At 50.3% G+C, this 16,583-nt stretch carries 18 protein-coding genes and 2 pseudogenes; 6 read left to right on the forward strand and 14 right to left on the reverse strand.

Annotated elements, in window-relative coordinates:
* Positions 1 to 121: 121 nt before the first annotated feature.
* The gene (locus P6287_RS22030) at positions 122 to 1,324 is read right to left on the reverse strand and encodes an FAD-dependent oxidoreductase (protein ID WP_277975036.1); all 1,203 of its coding nucleotides are present in this window, start codon (positions 1,322 to 1,324) and stop codon (positions 122 to 124) included.
* A 54-nt stretch (positions 1,325 to 1,378) separates the two neighbouring features.
* Entirely contained in the window at positions 1,379 to 2,314 is a 936-nt protein-coding gene (locus P6287_RS22035) for an AraC family transcriptional regulator (RefSeq protein ID WP_277975037.1), read from the reverse strand.
* Positions 2,315 to 2,425: 111 nt separating this feature from the next.
* On the opposite strand from P6287_RS22035, the gene P6287_RS22040 reads away from it, so the two are divergent.
* Entirely contained in the window at positions 2,426 to 3,259 is an 834-nt protein-coding gene (locus tag P6287_RS22040) for an oxidoreductase (protein WP_277975038.1), read from the forward strand.
* A gap of 102 nt (positions 3,260 to 3,361) precedes the next feature.
* Here the strand turns inward: P6287_RS22040 and P6287_RS22045 are convergent, their stop codons facing one another.
* Both P6287_RS22045 and P6287_RS22050 read right to left on the reverse strand, forming a co-directional pair.
* Positions 3,362 to 3,688 (reverse strand): helix-turn-helix domain-containing protein, encoded by a 327-nt coding sequence (locus tag P6287_RS22045; protein ID WP_137387307.1) that lies wholly within the window; start codon positions 3,686 to 3,688, stop codon positions 3,362 to 3,364.
* Complete coding sequence (locus P6287_RS22050) at positions 3,681 to 4,064, reverse strand: type II toxin-antitoxin system RelE/ParE family toxin (protein WP_192413132.1); 384 nt, start codon at positions 4,062 to 4,064, stop codon at positions 3,681 to 3,683. The genes P6287_RS22045 and P6287_RS22050 overlap by 8 nt, the downstream gene beginning before the upstream one ends.
* A 274-nt stretch (positions 4,065 to 4,338) precedes the next feature.
* Here P6287_RS22050 and ycgZ point away from each other — a divergent pair, with 274 nt between their 5' ends.
* Both ycgZ and P6287_RS22060 read left to right on the forward strand, forming a co-directional pair.
* A complete protein-coding gene (gene ycgZ / locus P6287_RS22055; RefSeq protein WP_110866812.1) occupies positions 4,339 to 4,590 on the forward strand; it encodes a regulatory protein YcgZ in 252 nt (83 codons plus the stop codon).
* Between the two features lie 117 nt (positions 4,591 to 4,707).
* Entirely contained in the window at positions 4,708 to 4,998 is a 291-nt protein-coding gene (locus P6287_RS22060) for a hypothetical protein (protein ID WP_101761585.1), read from the forward strand.
* Positions 4,999 to 5,205: 207 nt separating this feature from the next.
* Here P6287_RS22060 and P6287_RS22065 read toward each other — a convergent pair whose 3' ends face one another.
* The 4 genes from P6287_RS22065 to P6287_RS22080 form a co-directional block, all read right to left on the reverse strand.
* Complete coding sequence (locus tag P6287_RS22065; RefSeq protein WP_277975039.1) at positions 5,206 to 5,556, reverse strand: DUF3147 family protein; 351 nt, start codon at positions 5,554 to 5,556, stop codon at positions 5,206 to 5,208.
* 26 nt (positions 5,557 to 5,582) lie between these two features.
* Positions 5,583 to 6,446, reverse strand: coding sequence for a substrate-binding domain-containing protein (locus P6287_RS22070; protein WP_277975040.1), 864 nt, complete (start codon positions 6,444 to 6,446; stop codon positions 5,583 to 5,585).
* Between the two features lie 122 nt (positions 6,447 to 6,568).
* A complete protein-coding gene (locus P6287_RS22075) occupies positions 6,569 to 7,210 on the reverse strand; it encodes a LysE family translocator (protein ID WP_277975041.1) in 642 nt (213 codons plus the stop codon).
* A 225-nt stretch (positions 7,211 to 7,435) separates the two neighbouring features.
* Positions 7,436 to 7,789: a DUF1428 domain-containing protein gene (locus tag P6287_RS22080; protein ID WP_192234707.1), complete on the reverse strand. Its 354-nt coding sequence runs from the start codon at positions 7,787 to 7,789 to the stop codon at positions 7,436 to 7,438.
* A gap of 94 nt (positions 7,790 to 7,883) precedes the next feature.
* On the opposite strand from P6287_RS22080, the gene P6287_RS22085 reads away from it, so the two are divergent.
* Positions 7,884 to 8,654, forward strand: coding sequence for a hypothetical protein (locus P6287_RS22085; RefSeq protein WP_277975042.1), 771 nt, complete (start codon positions 7,884 to 7,886; stop codon positions 8,652 to 8,654).
* 38 nt (positions 8,655 to 8,692) lie between these two features.
* On the opposite strand, the gene P6287_RS22090 is transcribed toward P6287_RS22085, so the two are convergent.
* The 5 genes and pseudogenes from P6287_RS22090 to P6287_RS22110 form a co-directional block, all read right to left on the reverse strand.
* Complete coding sequence (locus P6287_RS22090; protein WP_277975347.1) at positions 8,693 to 10,129, reverse strand: 6-phospho-beta-glucosidase; 1,437 nt, start codon at positions 10,127 to 10,129, stop codon at positions 8,693 to 8,695.
* Positions 10,130 to 10,144: 15 nt separating this feature from the next.
* On the reverse strand, positions 10,145 to 11,653 hold the full coding sequence (locus tag P6287_RS22095; protein ID WP_277975043.1) for a PTS transporter subunit EIIC: 1,509 nt from the start codon (positions 11,651 to 11,653) through the stop codon (positions 10,145 to 10,147).
* A gap of 117 nt (positions 11,654 to 11,770) precedes the next feature.
* The gene (locus P6287_RS22100; RefSeq protein ID WP_110866807.1) at positions 11,771 to 12,529 is read right to left on the reverse strand and encodes a MurR/RpiR family transcriptional regulator; all 759 of its coding nucleotides are present in this window, start codon (positions 12,527 to 12,529) and stop codon (positions 11,771 to 11,773) included.
* A 158-nt stretch (positions 12,530 to 12,687) separates the two neighbouring features.
* Positions 12,688 to 13,170, reverse strand: a complete 483-nt coding sequence (locus P6287_RS22105; protein ID WP_192413138.1) for a glutathione peroxidase — start codon at positions 13,168 to 13,170, stop codon at positions 12,688 to 12,690.
* A 94-nt stretch (positions 13,171 to 13,264) separates the two neighbouring features.
* Positions 13,265 to 13,528: pseudogene (locus tag P6287_RS22110) on the reverse strand (MFS transporter); the annotation flags it as partial.
* Positions 13,529 to 13,535: 7 nt separating this feature from the next.
* On the opposite strand from P6287_RS22110, the pseudogene P6287_RS22115 reads away from it, so the two are divergent.
* Both P6287_RS22115 and P6287_RS22120 read left to right on the forward strand, forming a co-directional pair.
* Positions 13,536 to 13,616: pseudogene (locus tag P6287_RS22115) on the forward strand (hypothetical protein); the annotation flags it as partial.
* A 392-nt stretch (positions 13,617 to 14,008) separates the two neighbouring features.
* A complete protein-coding gene (locus tag P6287_RS22120; protein ID WP_277975044.1) occupies positions 14,009 to 15,166 on the forward strand; it encodes a glycosyltransferase in 1,158 nt (385 codons plus the stop codon).
* Between the two features lie 427 nt (positions 15,167 to 15,593).
* Here the strand turns inward: P6287_RS22120 and P6287_RS22125 are convergent, their stop codons facing one another.
* Positions 15,594 to 16,574, reverse strand: a complete 981-nt coding sequence (locus tag P6287_RS22125) for a fimbrial protein (RefSeq protein ID WP_225614492.1) — start codon at positions 16,572 to 16,574, stop codon at positions 15,594 to 15,596.
* Positions 16,575 to 16,583 lie beyond the last annotated feature (9 nt).

The following is a 16,583-nucleotide window of genomic DNA, read 5'->3' on the forward strand; positions in this document are numbered from 1 at the left end:
TCCTGCACAGATGGCGATCTGTTGCTATTATAGCGACGCAACACACAGCAATGCGTTGCTACGAGAATTTCAGATTGGTAACCTTTACCTGGCCCGCGCTTAGCGGGCTTTTTTTTGCCGGTTATAAATAACGCGGCTTTTCGGTGCGGAAGCCGAGGCCAATCAAGCGGCCAAACAGATGGCGCAGGAACGGAAAGCGGCTGATGATCTGCGACACTTTGCTTGGTGTGCTGCGTTTGCGCTTGTTGCTGCTCATTTTGATTTGCAGGAATTGGGTGGCGACGGTTGGGAACTGGCGGCGCTGCTGCACTTTTTGCAGATCGTGCAAGGCTACATTGCCCTGCTGCAGCGGTTTGGTCAGCATATTGGCTGCGGCCACCGCATCCTGAATCGCCAGGTTAACCCCCACGCCGCCAATCGGCGACATGGCATGCGCAGCATCGCCGATACAAAGTACGCCAGGTTTCATCCAGCGATCGAGGCGGTCAATGCGAATCGACAACAGCTTAAGTTTGTCCCACTCATCAACTTCCGCCATGCGCTCTGCACTGAACGGAGCCACCTGCGCCATGGTGCTTTTTAGCGCGTCCAATCCCGCCAGCTTTAACTCGTCGAACTGATTTTTCTGAATGGTGTAGCCGCACTGCCAGTAATCACCACGATCGATAACGATAAAGTTTTGCTTCGGTCCTTTATGACCCATACCAAGTTGCGGATCGTCGGGATGTTTCTCCAGCCGGAACCACAATACATCGCGTGGCGCACCAAAGCTTTTTCCGGTTAATCCGGCTTTGGCTTTGACCTGCGAATTGCGACCATCCGCACCTATCACTAAAGCGGTGCGTATAATGGAATGCTCGTTACCCTGTAACGTTTTTACGCCACTGATTACGCCATTTTCATAAATAAAGTCATCGAATGCGGTGGATTGCAGCAGGGTAAACCCCGGAAATTCGGCGGCTTTTTTAGCGAGAAAATTGAGGAAATCCCACTGCGGCATAAAGGCGATAAAGCGGCACTCAACCGGTAGACGTGAGAAATCCGCCATGGTGATCTCTTCACCCGCCACTTCCGCCTGCAGCTTCTCCGCGCGCTGGTGCGGCAAAGTGAGCAGCTCATCGAGCAATCCCAGCTGGCGCATGATCTCCAACGTTGAGGGATGAATGGTGTCGCCACGAAAATCGCGCAGGAAGTCGGGGTGTTTTTCAATAACCACGGCGCGTAAGCCCGCGCGCGCCAGTAAATAGCCCAGCATTAATCCCGCCGGGCCGCCGCCAACGATACAACAATCCGCGCTTATCGCGTTTTCCTGTGCTGCCTGCATCCTCTGCCTCACGCCAAAAATGATAATCGTTATCATTTATAGCATAACCTGGCGCTAATGTGATGAAACGAACGTCGATGCCTGATGCGCCGGCGGCACGGCAAAGTTGCGCTGCATGCGTTTGATCTCTTCGGCCGGCGGTAAACCGAACAGGCGTTTGAACTCACGATTAAACTGCGAGGCGCTTTCATAGCCCACCGCGTGGCTGGCCGCCGCCGCGGTCATTTCCTGACGTACCATCAACATGCGCGCCTGATGCAATCGTACCGACTTCACATACTGCATCGGCGGCTGATTGGTGATGCTTTTAAAATGGGTGTGAAAAGTGGGCACGCTCATGCCCGCCAGCGACGCGAGTTGCCCCAGCGTTAGCGGCTGCGCATAGTGCGCGTGAATGTGGTTCAGCGCTTTGCCCACTTTGCCAAATTGGCCTTGCAAGGTTAATGCCGCTCGCAGCGCGCTGCCCTGCGCACCGGTCAGCACGCGGTAATAGAGTTCACGCACCAGCGCTGGGCCGAGCATCTTCGCATCCAGCGGATGATTTAGCGTTGTGAGAAAGCGCAACACCGTCTCGCGCAACGTCTGGTCCATGGGGCTCGACATCATGCTTTGCGCCGCCTGGCTCTCAAACGCCACATCTTGCTGCTCCAGCTGCAACAGCAACCCCGTCGCCACGCTGAAATCGAGATGCAGGTAAATCGCCAGCAGCGGATTTTCCGCCGATGCCGCGCTTTCCATGGTAAAAGGCACCGGCACCGCAACCGCCAGATAGTGCTGCTCATCGTAGAGATAAACCTGATCGCCAAAGAAGCCGCGTTTCGATCCCTGACAAACAATCACGATGCCCGGATCGTACAGCACCGGCGTGCGCGCCAGCGGCCGATCGGAACGCAGGATGCGCACGTCCGGCAGCGCGGTGAGGTTGTAACCTTCCTGCGGCGCTAACGTTTTAAGCAGTTTTACGGTTTGCTGCTGGAGCGTTTCTTTCATCGGATAACATCACATTCATAATATTAGGCAAGCATTACACAAAATAAGGCCTTATGGCCGTTTCAGCGCCAGAATATTATGCATCCTCTACTTTTTGAGGAGAAACCGCAAATGTCCAACGTTAAAACATTATTCATCACTGGCGTCAGCAGCGGATTTGGCCGCGCGCTGGCGCAGGTTGCGTTAAATCGTGGCTATCGCGTGGTCGGTACGGTGCGCAATGCTACGGCAAAAGCCGGGTTTGAAAATTTGCATGCGGAAAATGCCTTCGCCTATGAATTGGATGTCACCCATTTCGCCGCCATTGAGGCGGTAATTACCGATATTGAAACCCACGTTGGCCCAATTGATGTGCTGGTGAACAACGCCGGTTACGGTCACGAAGGCGTGATGGAGGAATCATCACTGGACGAGATGCGCCGCCAGTTTGACGTTAACGTGTTTGGTGCGGTGGCGATGATTAAAGCGCTGCTGCCCTTAATGCGCCAGCGCCGTCAGGGCCACATTATTAACATCACCTCGATGGGCGGTTTTATCACCCTGCCCGGCATCAGCTATTACTGCGGCAGCAAGTTTGCGCTGGAAGGGATTTCGGAAACCCTCAGCAAAGAGCTGGCGCCGTTCAATATTCATGTGACCGCCGTCGCACCCGGATCGTTTCGCACCGATTGGGCCGGGCGTTCGATGGTGCGCAGCGCACGCAGCATCGCCGATTATGATGCGTTGTTCGACCCGATTCGGCAGGCGCGTGAAGAGAAGAGTGGCAAACAGTTGGGCGATCCGCTTAAAGCCGCCAGCGCGATGCTCGATGTGATCGAAAGCAGCAATCCACCCGCGCATCTGTTGCTGGGCAGCGATGCTTTGGCATTGGTGCGGCAGAAGATGGAATCATTCAGCGCGGAGATTGATCGCTGGGAAGCACTGACGCGATCGACGGATGGCTGATGGAATAATTGCGGTGATATTCAGGTGCGCATGAATGCGCACCCTATAAAATCTCGCCACGCTGACATTCATGGCGACCGGTTTACCCTCAACTGACAGGCATTATTGCAGCACTTCCAACCCCTTTCGCTCGATAAGATTGAGCAATCGCAGTGCTGCTCCGTTAGGTTTTTTCTCTTCTCGTTCCCACTTCACTACCGTCCCCACTGACATGCCGACGTAGGCGGCCAGCATCGCCTGGCTCAGATTATAACGTTGACGTAACTGATTTATTTCATCTCCCGACATCATGTGCAGGACAGGTAGCGAAGCGCGCAATTCACGCAATCTCACACGAGAATCAATTTTTTCTTTTAGCTCATCGGTGACCACGCCAATTTCATTAAAATCCCTGGCGATCTCTTGTAAATCTTTCAGATGATTAACCATCACATTTTACCTCACGCATCTTGCCAGTATTGATGGCTACTTTTGCTTGTTCTGATGTCATTTCAAACAGTTGTTTGGCCACTTCCTTGTAGAGAGCGAGATCAGATTCAGATATCTCTCGACCACTACTTTTGAATGCGGATTTAGCATAGCCGTTGACGAAAAAAAGATGTTTTTCAGTTTTAAAGGCTACAACCGCCCGGGCCCCGCCACTTTTTCCAGCAACTAAAGGAATGCGCTTCTTGTAAACTCCCCTGCCGAAACTGGCTTCATAAATCCCTGCCATGACTTCCAGCGCCGCTTTGCATAATTTTGCACTATTGATAGCGTCACCTTTGGTGTTTCTATCGAATGGCTTTAAGACATAAATTGCCATGTGTTCCCTCCGTTCTTAATGAGGACTCTCCTTGTCCTGGCATGAAAACCTATTGTACTAAGTGCAATACATATACTCAAGAACAGCCTTCATCACTTAGCATTGTATGAAATACACTCAACCTCCCTGACCTGTTCATTAAGTGATTGTTAACAATAAATTAGCACTTCTGGCCAAATGACTACGCAACTGATTCGCCATATTCCTGTACATATTAATTAAACTTGTATAAGTTTGATGGCTAAAGTTATACGTCAACCTTGAGGATGGAACCATGCGTCAGGATCGTAACTTTTCCACAGCGTCGGAAGCTATTGCACGCTACTTTAAAGAAGCCTCATTGCCTTCGCAGCAGGAAACGCTGGGGCAGATTGTGGTCGAGATCTTGCGTTCAGGCCGAACGTTAAGCCGTAAAACGCTATGCACCAAGCTGCTGTGCCGTATGGAGCAAGCACGCGGTACTGAAGCGGAAATTCACTATCAGCAATTAATCGGCCTGATGTTTTCCGTAGAACGAGAAGCCTAAATCAGGCGCCGCTGGCCTGAGAATTAACCAAGTGGTTTCCGCCTCATTCAGCTACTGGTTAGACTGAATCCACTTCGTTATTTGCCGCAGGTCTGCCGCGGTAATCAGAGAGAATATATGTACAGAAGTGATGAAGAACGGCTCACCGACATCATCATGGGCGATGCGATTTTACAGTTGCTGAAAAAATCCGGCCCGGTTTCTACTCGCGCGCTGCTTGATAAATTGCGCGTGATGGCTTCGATTGAACGCGATCCGCCGCGCCAGCAAGCGCTTAGCCGTGCGATGTCGGAAGTGATGAATCATATCGAAACCCCGCAGCAGAGCGGAATTGCGATCAAAAACACCGATAACGTGACGCATATTTTCCGCAATCGTGACGGTTCAGGTAATGGAACCAAGCACTAAACGTTGGGCGAATGCTGGTTGATCCGCGTTCGCCCTTTTGTTTTTCAATGTAAACACATCACGCTTGTTTTCTTCGCGCGCCACCGCGCCACACTGGACCGGAAGGATCGCCTTTCGCCGAGAGCAGCCTGCTGACTTAGCTTATTCCTGAAATGCAGATGGATGCATTGCAAGATCGGATATTGGTGAAGCGTTATCCTAATAAACTTACATCAACTCAATACCAAAACGCTTGAGCAGCGTGGCCCAAAGCAGAAATAGCAAGATGGTGAGCACGCAACTCGCGAACAACGTCGGCCAGAATCCGAGGCGTTGATAAAGAAATGGAAAGGCGACAAACATCGGCAAGGTCGGCACCACATACCAGAAGGTGTACCACGCGTGACTGGCAATTTTGGCCTGACTTTGGCCTTCCAGCTTCATCCAGATCAGCACCAGCACCGTCACCAAAGGCAGTGCGGCAATCAGCCCGCCAAGGCGATCGCTACGCTTAGCCACTTCAGATATCAGCACTACCATGCCAGCGGTTATGGCGTATTTGGCGATGAGCCAGAGCATCCGATTATCCTTCCTGCTGCAGGCGATTAATGCCGAATCGCACATCCGCACTGCGACATTTCGCCCGGCACATGTTTGCCGTGATGCGAATGGCGCACCTGCATTTCGCCCTGCTGCCAGGCGTTACTGGCGTCGGCACGGTTTTCCAGCAAACGATTCAGCGCTTCGGCCACCAGCAAATCCCGTCGCTGCGCCCAACTGGTGAGATGCCAGGTTGACGCGCGCGCCTCATCGACATCATCAAAACCCACCACCGCAACATGTGCGCCTTGCGCGAAGTCGCGCACCGCTTGTAACGCGCCGAACGCCAACACATCGCTTTCGCAAAACAGCGCATTGATGCGCTCGGCGGCGCGCGTTTTCTTCAAATACGCCATCATTGCCTGATAAGCCAGTTCGCGATCGTTGCCACCGGCAGAGAGCTCGATATTCAGTTCTTTCTGTTCAGCTTGCAGGCTAGCGACAAAACCGTCCATCTGGCGCGCCGGCGCGCTATTTTCCTGACTGTGCATAAAGCCGAAACGTTGATGACCTTGCGACAGCAGCAGCAATCCCATCTCTTCGCCTGCGTCATAACCATCCGCAATCACAACGTTAGCATCCGCGCTGGCGCTGTGGCTGAGATGAACCGTTGCCGTCTGCGGCAGAATCTCGGCCGCCACACTCAGTTCATCGCTAAACAGCGAAGTCAGAAAAACCAAGCCGCCGACAGGAAGTTGCGCCGCATTACGCAGCGCGCTTTGAAAACTTTCGCGGGAATTCGCATTCAGCAGCAGCGTAATAAAACCACGCTCATTCAACTGGCGCGTGACTTCATTAAGCAGCTTTACGGTGTGGGGGTTGATGAACTCATCGCTGACAATGCCGACGATAGTGGAATTAACGGCCATGAAATGACTCTCCTGCAACTTAGCGTGCGGTAATTATTTGTAGGTAACAAAGTTAAGCATTCCACGTTACCCGAATAATCCGCGAGCGCCAATCGCTGGCCGTTGTTCCTGAGACGAATTTGTTAACGACGCGTCAGCGCCAGGCGTACGCCTAAACCGATAAAGGTGATGCCCACCACACGATCAAGCAATTTCTGCAACATCACATTGCGCGACACCGCGCTAGCCGCGCTGCCAGCAACCAGAGCAAATATCACGTCAGTCATTAAACCCACAACCGCATACGTCAGGCCGAGCAACAGAAACGAGCTGGCATGATGATCGCCATCAACTACCACGAATTGTGGGAAGAAGGAGATGAAAAACAGCAATACTTTTGGATTGGTAATCGATGTAATAAAACCGCGAACTAATAAGCTGCGCGTATTAGAGCGTGGAATTTCAGCCTGCGGTGTTTTCTCTTCTTCACGGCTAAAAAAGGTTTCCCACACCATCTTACTGCCCAGATAAATTAAATACGCCGCACCAATATATTTAATCACCGTAAATAACAGTGGCGAAGCGGTAATTAGCGCCGTCAAACCGACGGCGCTGGCAATGGCATGCGTGCAACTTCCTAGCGCTACGCCACTCGCTGATATCACACCGCTACGTCGTCCATTCGCTACGCTTTGTCCTACGACATAAGCTAAATCCGGTCCCGGTGTAATACACAGCAGAAATACGGATGCGAGGAAAAGCGGAAAGTGCGTGATATCCAGCATAGTGACTCCTTGTAAAGGGTGAATAATTCCAGCACCTATCGTAGCGGCGCAATTAATTGCGCACAATAGAAGTAAGAGACACACAATGATTAAAAAAATAGCGCGACAAATCGCGTAAGGCCGATCAATTAAGTACCGCATCAAATCACCGTGCATTTCGTAGCGACGCGATTCATCGCGCAATAAATTGCGCCGCTACGATTCACTGCAGTTGCAAATACTCAACTACGCCTCCAGCAAAATCGCGAATCCACCATAGATCATACGCTTACCATCGAACGGCATATTCTCGCCCATCTCTTTCATACGCGGATCGGACATCATTTTGGCATTGGCGGCGTCACGTACTTCCTGCGATGGGTATTCGATCCAGCTGAACACCACCGTTTCGCCCTCTTCGGCTTTTACCGCGCGATAAAAATCGGTCTGCGTGCCTTCGGGAACATCGTCTGCCCAGCACTCGACAACACGCGTGGCGCCAAACTCTTTAAACAGCGGCGCGGCTTTAGCCGCCATGGCACGATAATCCTCCTTATTAGCTTCCGGCACCGCTACGACAAAACCATCTACATACGACATAGCTCGTTACTCCGTCGTCATTTGCGCGGTCAGTAATAACCGCGCATTAATTGTATAAATGATGTGCAACCCGAGCCGAAACAGAGATGAAAATTTGCGCGCTTACTCGCAGATTCTGCGCGCGCCAGACGATTTACGTTACACTGACGCCTTTGATCGTTACGTCACCGAGAAATCTATGCGCATCACCATTGAACCGGCCGATCAGCCGTTTATTCACCGTTTGTTGGGTGAAGAGATTGAGAGTATTGACACCGCATCCACCGATGCCACGTTATTACAGCAGGCGCTACACAGCGCACGACAGCAGAAGAATCACGAAGCCGACCTCGACTGGCGCCGCAACGCGCTGTTTCTGCTACTGTTTGTATTTTTATATGCCGCACTCGGTGCGTCGTTAACGCTGGATCTCACGCCGCAGGCATCGAGCCATAAAAGCCTCGCTTACGCGCTGGAAGCGGTGCCGGTACTGATTGCTTTTTCTGGTTTATTCATCTCGCTGCTGTACGTATTTCTGACTCGCAGCGGCGCTCGACGCTTGCGTAACTGGGAACAGGGAATTTTTGTGCTGGAGAAATACAGCGGCGTGAATTTCAGTCGGCAAATTAATGAAATGGGATCACGCACCACGAATTATTCGCAATCGGCAATTAACGTTGCGCTAGCGCTGTTTATTTGTGTGACCTGGGTGGTGATGTATAACTATTTCACTTTCACCACCAGCGGCGTGATTGGCAGCGTGATTTCACTGTTCATCACCACCATGACCTACGTGATTCTGGATATTCAGTTGCTGAAATCTAATTCATCCATCGCTATTGATGAACCGCTGATTCCGGCTGAAGAAGAAAAAGAGAAGCCATAAGGATCTCAATGTGCGACATCCCTGTCGCACATATTTCGCTAGAGTTTTTCGCCGTTGCTGGCAATGACCCGGCGATACCAGTCAAAACTCTTCTTCTTTGAGCGGGAAAAATCTCCGCTACCATCATCGTTTTTATTTACGTAAATAAAGCCATAGCGCTTGCTGTATTGGCCGGTAGTGAAAGATACGCAGTCAATACATCCCCAAGGGGTATATCCCATGAGATCGACGCCATCTTCGGTCACCGCTTTCTTCATCTGTTCAATATGCGCCCGCAGGTAATCGATGCGGTAGTCATCATTGATCTCGCCCTTTTCATCCATTTTGTCGATGGCACCAAAACCGTTTTCCACCACGAATAGCGGCTTTTCGTAACGCTCATAAAGAATATTCAGCACATAACGCAGCCCAACCGGATCGATCTGCCAGCCCCAATCTGAAGCTTTAACGTGCGGATTCGGTACGCTGCCTTCAAAGCCTGAAAGCGCCGTCCCGCTGCCGGCATTTTCTTTACTGACCGCATTACTCATGTAATAGCTCAGCCCGATATAATCGGCACAGCCTTCCCGCAGGATCTGCGCATCATCGACTTCCATTGCAATGTGGTATCCCTTGCGTTGCCATTCATTGAGAATATAAGCCGGATAATGACCGCGCATGTGCACGTCACTGAATAGGAATCGCTCCCTCATCGCTTCCTGAGCATACATCACGTCATCCGGATGACAGGAAAACGGATAGAGCGGCACCATGGCGATCATGCATCCAATTTGTAGTGCAGGATTAATTTCATGTCCCAACTTAACCACTTGAGCACTCGCCACAAATTGATGGTGCAGAACCTGATACATGCACTCTTCAGGATTAGGCTCGTGGGTGAAAATAACGCCCGAGCAGCAATAACCAAACAGCGGGGTTTTCCAGTTGCGCTGATTATTAATTTCGTTGAAGGTCATCCAGTATTTTACTTTGTGCTGAAAGCGTTCAATAACCACCGCGCTGAAGCGGACAAAAAAGTCCAAAACCTTTCTGCTTTTCCAGCCGCCATATTCGGTGACCAGGAAGTTTGGCATCTCAAAATGGGACAGCGTAATTACCGGTTCAATCCCGTATTTCAGCAGCTCATCGAATAGCGCATCGTAAAAACGCAACCCCTCTTCGTTCGGCTCGGCTTCATCGCCGCGTGGAAAAATACGCGACCAGGCAATTGAGGTGCGGAAGCAGCGGAAGCCCATTTCTGCCAACAGCGCGATATCCTCAGGATAGCGATGGTAAAAGTCTGATGCCTCGTGATTGGCATAAAAGCAGTCATCCTGAATGTCGGCGGTGATGACGCGATCAACACCGTGCGCCCCGCTGGTCAGGACATCGACTATGCTCGGGCCTTTACCGCCTTTATCCCAGGCTCCCTCGACCTGATGAGCGGCAACAGCGCCGCCCCACATGAAATTTTCTGGAAATGGCTTATTCATAATCTGTATCTCTATTTATCAGAGGGTGCCAGGCTGCGGCACAGAGCGAACGTCAGGTTGACTGTTTTCTTTGAATCCCGCGACCCAGGAGAAAACCATACCCAATATGAAGGCGACGAATATGGATACCAGGAAGCCGAGGAACTGCGTCATGTGCCCCTCTTTAAAGAACACCGGCAGGACGGCAATGCCGGGAATGCAGTAACTCCATGAAACCGCGTTGAAAGCCCCGGCGATCATGCCGCCGGCAGCGCCCGCCAGGCAGCCACAAATCATCGGTCGTTTAAGACGCAGAGCCACACCGTAAATGGCGGGTTCAGTGATGCCGAACAGCGCCGTTACACCCGCAGAGAGCGCCATGCGCTTAAGCTCAGCGTCTTTCGCCTTCAGGTATACGCCCAGCACCGCACCCGCCATACCGAATACCGCGGAGGCTTGCAGTCCGGTAAAGGTGTCGTAGCCCAGGGTGGCATAGTTACCGACGGTCACTGGCGTGATGCCCCAATGCACGCCCAAGGTAACCAGTGGCATCCACAAGGCACCAACCACAAATCCGGCAATGGCAGGGCTGAGATGATAAAGGGTGTTGTAGACGCCACCGATGGCGCCGCCGATCATATTGCCGATCGGACCGAATGCCAGAAGCGTGAACGGAACCATGATGGCGAGGCAGAACATTGGCGTGAACAGGTTGCGTATCACCATCGGAAGCAGGCGCTCGAAGAAACGCTGTACATACGACATGCCCCACACCATCAAAATAATGGGGATTACCGACGAGGTGTAACTCAAATACTCTACCGGCAGCCCCATAAAGGTTAGCGGCGCGGCATCAAGCGGAATGCCAACGATCTGCACCATTACCTTTGTAATCTCGGGATTTTCGACCGCGCCCTTCATCAAAGCCTGCACTGCGGGATCGGCTGAGTTAGCGTTAAGGATTTTGTTGGCCGTCAACATATTCAGATAATCCGGCGACACCAGCGCGCAGGCGGAGATAACCGCTGTGAACGGATTGACATTAAATTTTTTGGCGGCGGTAAACGCCACCATCACGGGCAGGAAGGTAAAGCCGGTCCACGAAACGAAGTTAAGGATGCGATAAGTGCCGCTTGCCGGATCCATCAGGTCGATGGCGGTCAGCAGCGAGATGATGCCCTGAAGCACACCGCAGGCTGCCAGCGGATAGAGAAAAGGCGCAAATATGCTGGAGATGATATCCATAATGCGGCTAACCATACCGACATTAGGCGGTGGTACCGCTGTACTTTCGTCGAAAGTGAGTAGATTCTGCACTTCGCGATAAGCATCACCAACGTGATTGCCAATCACCACCTGCATCTGGCCGCTGGCCTGCATCGCGGTGATAACGCCTTTTACCCGCTTTAGTGATTCAACCTCGACCAGAGAATAATCTTTCAGCACAAACCTCAGACGTGTAGCGCAATGTGTCACACTTATCACATTATTATCGCTACCTATCAGTCTAACGATCTCTTTCGCAGAATCCGCATAATCTATTGCCATGGTTTTCTTCCATTGCCAGAGGGAATTCAGTCCGTCAGGAGCGGACTAATTCCGGCAATGGTAGAAAATCATCCCGGCAATGTCACGAGGTCACAATATGTTATAATGGGTCGCTAATTACAAAAATGTCACACCGCGTGACATATCGCTGACATTATTCACCACCAGTTTTCTGCCTATCGATTCAAGAATAAAAATGACCGGAACCTGAGTGGTAATATCGTATTCGCTTTCAATCAAAATGCGAGAAACATGGTAAGGAACAATAAAGTCAGAAAGTTTTGCCAGTGTTGAATCCGGGTTGCAGGTAATAGAAATCACTTTGCACTTGTGAATAACAAACTGCCTGGCAAGCTTCAATATTTCGGGAGTTTCGCCAGAGACAGAAAGCACGATAGCCACTGAACTCTGCACCATATCGGTACTCACCGGATAATAGGGATCATCAATGTGATTACTGAACTTGCCTACATTAGAGAAGAAACGCGCACCATACCTGCCAAGCGTGCCAGAGCTGCCTGCGCCAGCAAAAAACACCCGTTCGGCATCACGAATGTATTGAGCCGCCTGGTTGATCATCTCATCAAATTCATCGTTTCTGATGCTTTTAAAAAAGGTCAATATTTCCTCAGCTCCATGAGGAATCAGTAATGTGCTATTTTTATTCAGGTGCAACTTCATACTGGCTTTGAGTTCTGAGTAACCTTTGAAGTCCATTTTTTTACAGAATCTCAGAACAGTCGCGGTAGATACGCCAGAATTATCAGCTAGCTCTCTTATCGTCATATAAATAACGGCATTGATGTTTTTAATAATGTAATTATGCACGCTGCTTTCGAGGGCATTTAAGGTTGATAGTTTTCTGGCGTTAAACATCTATTCAAACATCCTGACGATTCAATTATGACGCTTATCATGTCACAAACCGTGACATCTGAGGGATGTTTAACGAGTAAACCCGCGCGGCAAACCAAAAGAAATTGTATTAATTGTGATAGCTCGCACAATTTGGATCAAGCATGGCGGAATGCATATTAGTTTTCCAGCGCAGTAAGGATCGTCGCTTCCATTTTTTCTGGTTTGGTGATCGGTGCAAATCGCTTGATCGGTTTGCCGTCGCGTCCGATCAGAAACTTTGTGAAGTTCCATTTGATCCGCCCGCCCAACACACCGGGTAATTCGGCTTTCAGGTAGCGAAATACGGGGTGCGTTGCGGCGCCGTTAACTTCGACTTTCTCGAACATCGGGAAGCTCACACCGTAGTTGATGAGGCAGGTCTGCGCGATATCATCGGCTCCGCCAGGTTCCTGCTTGCCAAACTGATTGCAGGGGAAACCCAATATCATCAGCCCATTGTCCGCGTACTTCTTGTAGAGCGCTTCAAGGCCTGCATATTGAGGAGTAAATCCACAATGGCTAGCGGTATTCACCACCAGAACCAGCTTCCCGGCGTAATCGGCCATAGAGATGGGCTGGCCTTGCAAGCTGATGGCATTAAGTTGATGAAAGGTGGTCATGTATCAATCCTCAGAGCAGAATCAGTTCGGCATTTAAGACGGTGCTTTAATCAGCGGCCTCTGCGCCTTATTCTATGATTAAAGCGCCTGCGATTCATGTTAGACGTGATGTGTGAAACGTCATGACTACCGCACCAAGAAGTAATAAACCACTCAAGCCGAAAGCACTTTGCCAACCCAGACTGTCGAAAATCAAACCCCCAACGGTTGATCCAAGCGCAATGGAGAGTTGGATGACAGCAACCATCAGACCACCACCTGCCTCTGCATCTTCGGGTAGCGTCCGCGCGAGCCATGTCCACCATCCGGTTGGCGCGGCTGTCGCAAGCATTCCCCACAGGCTCAGCAAAACGGCAACGGTTACTCTGGAAGCGTCATTTCTCTATTATCCGCACCGCAATGTGTCACCCGCTTTGCGCGCGGTTATTGATACATTGAGAATTTAAAAGGTTTTCAATGGAAAATATGTATACCTGTCAATATCATCATCTCTCTCATTCGCCCGCTGTTAATTAAGCCTGAAGTAAATAAAGGCTTCTTAGCAACCTGAAACTTTAATCAACATTGGCACTCCCCCTCCCGACGTTTTCTGGAAATCGATTAAACACCAGCAAATACACGTATTTTTGCTGTTTGGCCGTGCATAATTAGAAATGTCGGGAAGCGTTGCAAAAAGCAGATTTTGCTCTGGTATCAACAGTCTGAATAATCAAGATGAATTCAGAGCTTATCTGAAAAACCATAGCCTTACATAACCCAAATACTCTTTTATCCTCTCAATAACGAGGACATTTAAATTAATTCTGTTAATTTTTTGCACTCGCCAGCAGGGGGAAGAATGAAGATTATCGTCGGTGGAAACGGCTACCCGGAAAAGAGAAACATCATTACAGACCCTGGAAATCGCTATCTGGATTACCGTCCCAGAAATATCTGGACCTGGATCAACGTTATAAGGCGGCGCTTATTGCATAAAAATAAACTCTTTATTTTTCGACCGCTGCCCCTGATGTCTTCAGGTGATGCGGACATTATCCACCTTTTTAACGAAGTTTCTTCGGGACCAGGCGACTGGGTAGCGACCTTTGAAACCGAACTGCCCCGTGTTCTTCCCGTAGAGGGAATACCCAAATTTGCCAACCCCGAGCTGGCGCGGGAACTCCGGTACGTCTGCTCTCCGCGCTGCAAAGGTATCATCGCTATCTCAGAAGCCACACGACAGATCCAACTGCGGCTGCTGGAACATTTTCCCAGGGAGCAGGCTATCATCGGGCCCAAACTGCACGTACTGCATCCCCCGCAGCCGGTACTGCAGGAAAAAAATGCTCTGGTTGAAAGAGGTCCGCTGAATTTTACCTTCGTGGGCAAGGAGTTCTATCGCAAAGGAGGGGCAGAAGTTGTGCTAGCCTTTAGCCAGTTATTAAGGGAAAACCTGATAAGTGTGAACGACGTACGCGTAAATCTGGTTGGTGATCCTGGCAAAACGCATAACGTGGCTCACCAGGCGTTCCAGGATGATGACGCATTTAGAAGAAGCGTGGAGGATACACTTCGTGAATGCCCTCTATTCCAGCACTATACGTCGCTGACCAACGACGCGGTACTGGCGTTGATTAAGACCTCTGATGTCGGGCTGCTGCCCACATGGCAGGAGACATACGGCTTTTCCGTTCTGGAAATGCAGGCCTGCGGCTGCCCGGTAATAACGACGAATGTCAGAGCCTTGCCGGAAATCAATCCGGAAAATGCCGGCTGGCTGATTCGCTGCCCCCTGAATCCGATGTTGGAGCTGACGGTGGCATCAGTAAGTGACAAAACCTCTCTGAGAAGTGCCATCATATCTCAGCTTAAAACCTATATATTGCAAATTATCAGCGATAGAAAAATCGTATCAGAGCGCGCTAAAAATTCGTTAGCGCGAATATGTCTGGAACACGATCCAATATTATTTAGAAAGCGACTCAATACGATATATATGGGTGTGAAGACCGAATAAAATAAAAGGCTTATCTAATCGGGTACCGTCCTTCTACTCGGTATTAGCATCCAGTCAGGTATGTGACAGTTGCGCTCGGGCATCAGGTGAGCTAAGTAAAGCGGCAGCCGTCGTAGTCAAGCCGGCTATACGAAACATGATTGTCCCTGAGGTCACGTGACGCATCACGCCGAAATCTATAATTTTTATTTCAGAGGATAATAGCGATGTGGATAGGGTATCAACCGAGTAAATAGCGAAGAAATAGTGGGCTAATCTGTTTCCAGTTAATAACCGTAGCGCACAGCATCAGCGCTAATGATGTTTGTCACATTTATTGAGTCGCTATAAGCTTTTGCGCTATATGAAGAGATAGCGAATTTTATCTATCTCGTGACTAAAATTTCTCTTGGTTACGTCATAAGCGCGCCATTATAAACAATTTTGGTTAGTGATAGGTCATGGTAAAAGACGCCGTGGCGCTCAACGATCCTGAGCGTGCATTGGTTGAGGTCATGTAATACGCGGCCTTGAAGGGAATATTGACGACCTCTCCTGGCGAGGTCGTCGTGCCGTATTTAATAAGCTTGCCGAACTGAACGGGCACATCGTTGTACTTCAGCTGAATGCCCAAACCTTTTGCTGTCGAGCTACTGTTTAATCCCAAGACTCCGTTGGCAGGATCGGCAAGCGGGCTGACGTTATCCAGCGTCACATTTACTGCGGTCTGTTCGCTACAAATAAGCGGTATGGAAAACGTTACCGGATTTTGGATGCTGCCCACGCCAGTAAACTTCGGCATCAGCGCAATTCCCATATTAATATTCAAATTACTATCCCCAATCTGACAGGATGCGGTGCTGATATTGATTGGCGAAAATATATATTTATAAAGCGGCAGGCGAGTAATGTTATTACTGACCGGCGTACTGTATTCCATATTTAGCGTCAGCGCGGGTATTGAGCCCGTCGCCGGGGTGGTACTCGTTTTGATCAGCTCAAAGGTATCCGTGAAGGTTGATACGCCATTCTGAAGGATCCCTCGCCTCCAGCTCGCGTTATTGAGGTTCAATCTGGTGACAAATTCGCTGGTTCCGGTGGTGCTGGAAAAGTTTTTCCACCGGATGCCAATGCCCTGGACCTCCGTTGCCCGTACGTTGGCCAGCGGCGAGGCGCCATAATCCGCATTCGTCCCCGATAGCTGAATAAACCACGAGCCATCATATCCAATGACCTGCCCCTCAGGGTCACATTGCATGGCATTACTCGTGGTTATCGTGGCTAATACCGTCCCGACGGGCGCATCTCGCTGAACGATAATATTGTTATCAAAGTTGACCGCTACGTCATTTGCAGAACACAGCGCAAAGGCATTCAGTGAGATAGCGCTAACCATCGCAGCTATCGAAATTTTAAATACGGTGGACATCTTATGTTC

This window comes from Pantoea sp. X85 (assembly GCF_029623675.1).
GTDB lineage: Bacteria > Pseudomonadota > Gammaproteobacteria > Enterobacterales > Enterobacteriaceae > Pantoea > Pantoea leporis.